The organism is bacterium, from assembly GCA_036524115.1.
Taxonomy (GTDB): Bacteria; JAUVQV01; JAUVQV01; order JAUVQV01; family DATDCY01; genus DATDCY01.
The window spans coordinates 1-5364 of record DATDCY010000359.1 but is presented as its reverse complement, the minus strand read 5'-3'; the positions used below and the strand labels follow the sequence as shown (position 1 = coordinate 5364).

7 protein-coding genes are annotated in these 5364 nt (G+C 71.1%); all 7 read left to right on the top strand.

All coding sequences use genetic code 11. From position 1 onward, the window contains the following. On the top strand, positions 1 to 210 hold a 210-nt coding region (locus VI078_17625; protein ID HEY6001108.1), incomplete at its 5' end, for a branched-chain amino acid ABC transporter permease. A gap of 180 nt (positions 211 to 390) precedes the next feature. After that, positions 391 to 858, top strand: a complete 468-nt coding sequence (locus VI078_17620; GenBank protein HEY6001107.1) for a cytochrome c — start codon at positions 391 to 393, stop codon at positions 856 to 858. Positions 859 to 903: 45 nt separating this feature from the next. Beyond that, positions 904 to 1812: an SCO family protein gene (locus VI078_17615; GenBank protein HEY6001106.1), complete on the top strand. Its 909-nt coding sequence runs from the start codon at positions 904 to 906 to the stop codon at positions 1810 to 1812. Beyond that, complete coding sequence (locus VI078_17610; protein HEY6001105.1) at positions 1809 to 3419, top strand: cbb3-type cytochrome c oxidase subunit I; 1611 nt, start codon at positions 1809 to 1811, stop codon at positions 3417 to 3419. The genes VI078_17615 and VI078_17610 overlap by 4 nt, the downstream gene beginning before the upstream one ends. Further along, complete coding sequence (locus VI078_17605) at positions 3416 to 4033, top strand: cytochrome c oxidase subunit 3 (GenBank protein HEY6001104.1); 618 nt, start codon at positions 3416 to 3418, stop codon at positions 4031 to 4033. Before VI078_17610 ends, VI078_17605 begins: the two co-directional genes overlap by 4 nt. A 12-nt stretch (positions 4034 to 4045) precedes the next feature. Next, positions 4046 to 4342, top strand: a complete 297-nt coding sequence (locus VI078_17600) for a cytochrome C oxidase subunit IV family protein (GenBank protein HEY6001103.1) — start codon at positions 4046 to 4048, stop codon at positions 4340 to 4342. Positions 4343 to 4347: 5 nt separating this feature from the next. Next, positions 4348 to 5265 carry a cytochrome c oxidase subunit II gene (coxB, locus tag VI078_17595; GenBank protein ID HEY6001102.1) on the top strand — a complete coding sequence of 306 codons (918 nt, stop codon included), beginning with the start codon at positions 4348 to 4350 and terminating at the stop codon, positions 5263 to 5265. The last annotated feature ends 99 nt before the right edge of the window (positions 5266 to 5364 follow it).

The following is a 5364-nucleotide window of genomic DNA, read 5'->3' as shown; positions in this document are numbered from 1 at the left end:
ATCTTCATGACGCTGCTGCCCGAGCTGCTGCGCATCCCCGAGCGCGCGCTCTCCGCGATCTGGGAGAACGCGATCACCGTCGTCAACTCCCTGCGCGAGGGGACCTTCGGCCTGCTGGTCGTGCTCTTCATCATCTTCGAGCCCGACGGCCTGGCGCACCGCTGGAACAAGATCAAGGCGTATTGGAAGTTGTGGCCTTTTTCGTATTAGCCCGGGGCCGCTAAGGGTCCATCTGCGCTCGTTTCTCCGGTCGCCGACCTGCGGGTATTCCCCGCCTGTGGCATTCACCCCATTGACGCCCCATATTGCGGCATATAGGTAACAGAGAGGGGCACGCGCATCCTCGAGGCGCGCCGCAGGGCAGTAACCACGAGACAGGGAGGCGCTACCGTGAAGAGACTGTTAGCGTGCACGCTCGGGTTCGGACTGGCGGTGGCGGCTGGACTGGCGGCGCCGGCGGGGGCGCAGACGGCGGCCGCGGACCCCTACGACAGCCTCGCGGCAGACAAGGCGGTCTTCGAGAAGATGTGCAGCATCTGCCACGGCCTGGACCGGCCGGACGCCAAGAAGACGGATGCCGCGGGCTGGAACGCGATCCTCGACCGGATGAAGAAGAACGGCGCCGCGCTCGACGACACCTCCCGGCCGAAGATCTTCGCCTGGCTCATGGCCAAGTCGACGTTCGAGACGACCTGCTCGCAGTGCCACGGCACTGACCGGCCGCTGGGCAAGAACATGTCACGCGCCGCCTGGACGGCGACGGTCCAGCGGATGGCGGCGAAGAAGCCCGGCCACATCAGCGACGCCGACGCCGCGACCATCGCCGCATACCTCGCGATCGTCCGCCCGGCGCCGTAGCGCCCCGCCGCGGACGGGCGGTCGCCACGTTTGGAGGTCCGCCCAGTGGTTCGAAGCCCGATGTCCGGGGCGACGGTGCGACGGTCGCTCGTCGCGCTCGCCGCCCTCGCTTCGTTGCTCGTTCTCCCCGTCCGCCCGGCCGGGTCCGCCGCGGCGGACGGGGCGGGCGAGGACAACGGCATCGGTTTCTCCGGGAAGCCGGGGGACCGCCTGCCGCCCGACGTGATCCTGCGTGACGACACCGGGGCAACGGTGCGCCTCCGCGACCTCGCCGACCGCCCGCTGCTTCTGACCTTCGTCCCCTTCTCCTGCGGCCGGCAGTGCCCGCTCGTGCTTGGCGGCCTCGCGGAGGCGCTCGGCCGCCTGCGGCTGCGCCCGGGGGCTGACTACCTCGTCGCGACGGTCAGCATCGACGAGAACGACACGCCCGAAACCGCCGCGGCCGCCAAGCGCAACTACCTCAAGGCGATCGGTCCTGGCTTCCCGCCCGCGGCCTGGACGTTCCTCGCCGGCGACCGCGGCGCGATCGAGCGGCTGGCGCAGGCGATCGGCTTGCGCTTCCAGCGGCGCCAGGGCGGCCACTTCTTCCACCCGGAGGTGCTGCTGGCGGTCGCCCCCGGGGGCACGATCTCGAGCGCCCTGCCCGTGGAGAGGCTCCGGTACGACAGCCGCCAGTCGGTCACCTTCGCGCCCACGGAGATCGAGCAGGCGCTGGATGCGGCGCGCCGCGGCGAGGTGCGCGACGGCCGCCCGCCCGAGCCGCTCTACTGCCTCCCCTACGAGCGCGCGCCCGAGCGCGCCTTCTACCGGCTGCTGCGGCTCTTCGGCGTGGTGAACCTCGTGCTGCTGGGCGCGGCCGCCGTGTGGCTGCTGGCCGGCGGGCGACGATCGCGGATCGCCGGTCCGGGGAATCCCCCCGCGTCCCCCCTTGCCAAAGGGGGAGATCAGCCATGACGGATCCGCTGCCCACCGCCACCGCTCAGCCCCCGCGGCCGCGCGGCTTCCTCGCCGCCTGGCTGCTCTCGACCGACCACAAGCGCATCGGGATCATGTACCTGGCGGCGCTGACCCTCGTGCTGGCGGCGGGCGCTGCGCTCGGCGTGCTGATGCGCCTCAGCGCCGTCGCGCCGGGCGCGCTCCTGAACGCTCGGCACTACAACCAGACCTTCACGCTGCACGGCGTGCTGATGATCTTCCTCTTCGTCATCCCCGGCATTCCCGTCTCCTTCGGCAACTTCCTGCTGCCGCTGCTCATCGGCGCGCGCGACGTCGCCTTTCCGCGCCTCAACCGTCTCTCCTGGTGGCTCTACCTCACGGGCGCCGCGGTCATCCTCTCGTCGCTGTTCCTGAAGGGCGGCCCGCTGGACACCGGCTGGACGTTCTACGCGCCCTACAGCGTCCAGACGCGCACGCAGGTCTCGTTCGCCGTCGTCGGCGTCTTCATCCTCGGCTTCTCCTCGATCCTCACCGGGCTGAACTTCGTGACCACGATCCACCGCCTGCGCGCCCCCGGCATGGGCTGGCTGCGCATGCCGCTCTTCCCCTGGACGCTCTACGCCACGGGCTGGGTGCAGCTGCTGGCGACGCCGGTGCTCGCGGTGACGCTGGTGTTCATCGTGCTCGAGCGCTTCTTCGGCGTGGGCTTCTTCGACCCGGCCAAGGGCGGCGACCCGATCCTCTTCGAGCACCTCTTCTGGATCTACTCGCACCCCGCCGTGTACATCATGGTCCTGCCGGCGATGGGGGTCGTCTCGGAGATCGTCCCGACGTTCGCCCGGCGCACGGTCTACGGCTACCGCGCGGTCGCCTTCTCCGCCGTGTGCATCGCCGCCGTCGGCTACCTCGTCTGGGGGCACCACATGTTCACCAGCGGGATGAGCGACACCTCGCGCACGCTCTTCTCGCTGCTGACCTTCCTCGTCGCGGTGCCCAGCGGCGTGAAGATCTTCAACTGGGTGGCCACCCTTCACGGCGGGTCCATCCGCACGGACGCGCCGATGCTCTTCGCGCTGACCTTCATCTTCCTCTTCTCGATCGGCGGGCTCACCGGGCTGATCATCGGCTCGCTCGCGCCGAACCTCCACGTGCACGCCACGTACTTCATCGTCGGGCACTTCCACTACGTGATGTTCGGGGGCGCCGGCATGGCGTTCCTCGCCGCGCTGCACTACTGGTTCCCGAAGATCACCGGGCGCCTCTACGACGAGCGGGCGGCGCGCGCCGGCTGGGTCCTGCTCTTCGTCGGCTTCAACCTGCTGTACTTCACGATGTTCGTGCTCGGCCTGCAGGGGATGCCGCGCCGCTACTTCGACTACCCGGCGCGCTACTTCCCGGGCCACATGACCGCGACCGTCGGCTCGTGGATCCTCGCGCTGGGCCTCGCCGTGGTCCTCGGCAACCTGCTGCGGGCGCTGCGCCGCGGCGCGCCGGCCCCGGCCGACCCCTGGGGCGGCACGACGCTGGAGTGGACGACCTCCTCGCCGCCGCCGCCGGAGAACTTCGAGGAGATCCCGGTCGTGACACGCGGACCCTACGCGTACGGCGAAGGGGCGCGGCGATGACCGCCGTCGCGGGCGCGGGAGCGCAGGCGCACGGCGAGGGCGGCGCCAAGCTCGGGATGTGGCTGTTCCTGCTCACGGAGCTGCTCTTCTTCAGCGGCGCCTTCCTGCTCTACGCCGTCTTCCGCGCGCGCTACGCCGCCGGCTTCCACGCCGCCGCGGCCGACGAGAGCACGGCGATCGGCACCGCCAACACGCTCGTGCTGCTGACGAGCAGCCTCTGCATGGCCCTGGCCATCGCGGCGCTGCGGCAGGGGCGGGTGCGCGCCTCCCTGCTCGGCCAGGGGGCGACGATGCTGCTCGGCCTCGTCTTCCTCGCGGTGAAGGCCACCGAGTGGGCCGGCAAGATCGGTCGCGGCCTCTACCCGGACTCGCCCGTGCTGCTGCGGCGCGAGCACGGCGAGGTGCTGTTCTTCGGCCTCTACTACGTGCTCACTGGGATCCACGCGGTCCACGTCGCCATCGGCATCGGGGTCATCGCCGCGGCGTTCCTGCTGACCGCGCGCGGCCGCCTCGGCCCCGGGCGCTACGCGCTGCTCGAGAACGCCGGCCTGTTCTGGCACTTCGTCGACGTCGTGTGGATCTACCTCTTCCCGCTCTTCTACCTGGTGACCTGAGGGAGGCGGCCCATGGCGACACCGGAGCGCGACGTGCCCATCCTGCCGGCCCGCACCTTCGTGGCGGTCTGGACCGCGCTCGTCGCGCTGACGGCGACCACCGTCGCCGTCGCCAAGGGCGGCCTGCTCGCGCGCTACAGCGTGCTCGGCGCGCTGGCGATCGCCAGCCTCAAGGCGGGCCTCGTGGTCGGCTGGTTCATGCACCTGCGCTACGAGTCCCGGCTGCTGCGGGCGCTCGTCCTGATGGCGCTCGCGGCGGTCGGCGCAATCCTCGCGCTGACCTTCGCCGACGTCTGGTACCGGAGGTGACGCCGGTGTTCCGCGAGGTCTCCGACACCGCCGTCCTCGTCGACCGCTCGCTGGTCTTCATCATCGGCACCGCCATCGCGTTCCTCGCGGTGGTGACGGCGCTCATGCTCTACTTCGTCGTCCGCTACCGCGCGTCGCGCCACCCGGTGGCGGAGAACCCGGACCGCGAAGGCTCCACGGCGCTGGAGGTCGCGTGGACGGTCGCGGCGACCCTCCTCGTCATCCTGATGTTCTGGTTCGGATGGCGTGACTTCGCCTACCTGCGCACGCCTCCTGCGGACGCGCTCCGGGTGCGCGTCACCGCCCAGGAGTGGTCGTGGCGCTTCACCTACGCCGGCGGGCGCGAGAGCGATGTGCTGAGGGTGCCGCTGGGCCGCCCCACGCGCCTGGACATGACGTCGCTGGACGTGATCCACAGCGCCTACATCCCCGCGTTCCGCATCAAGGAGGACGTGGTGCCGGGCATGACCACCCACCTCTGGTTCACGCCCAAGGAGGCCGGGAAGTACGACCTGTTTTGCACGGAGTACTGCGGCGAGGGGCATTCGCACATGCGGGCGGTGGTCGACGTCGTCCCGGAGGCGGCGTTCGCCGTCTGGCTCGGCGAGGGCGCCGCCGCAGGGCCGCCGCAGGGCGAGGCGGTCCTCAAGGAGAAGGGCTGCCTCGGCTGCCACGCGATCGACGGGCCGGGGCCGGTCGCGCCGGGATTCAGGGGCCTCTACGGCTCGACCGTGACCGTGGTGACCGGTGGCGCCGAGCGCACGATCCCGGCGGACGAGCCGTACCTGCGCCGGTCCATCGTCGACCCGGCGGCAGACGTCGTGAAGGGCTACCCGAACATCATGCCGAGGATGCCGCTGGATTCGGCGGAGCTGGACGCCGTCGTCGCCGCGCTCAAGGCGCTGGGAGGGACGAGGCCGTGACGACGATCGCCGCCGCGGCGCCCGCGTGGCCGCCTGCCGCGGCGCGGTGGGCGCGGCTCGCGAAGCCGCGGATCGCCGCGCTCTCCACGCTCTCGGCCG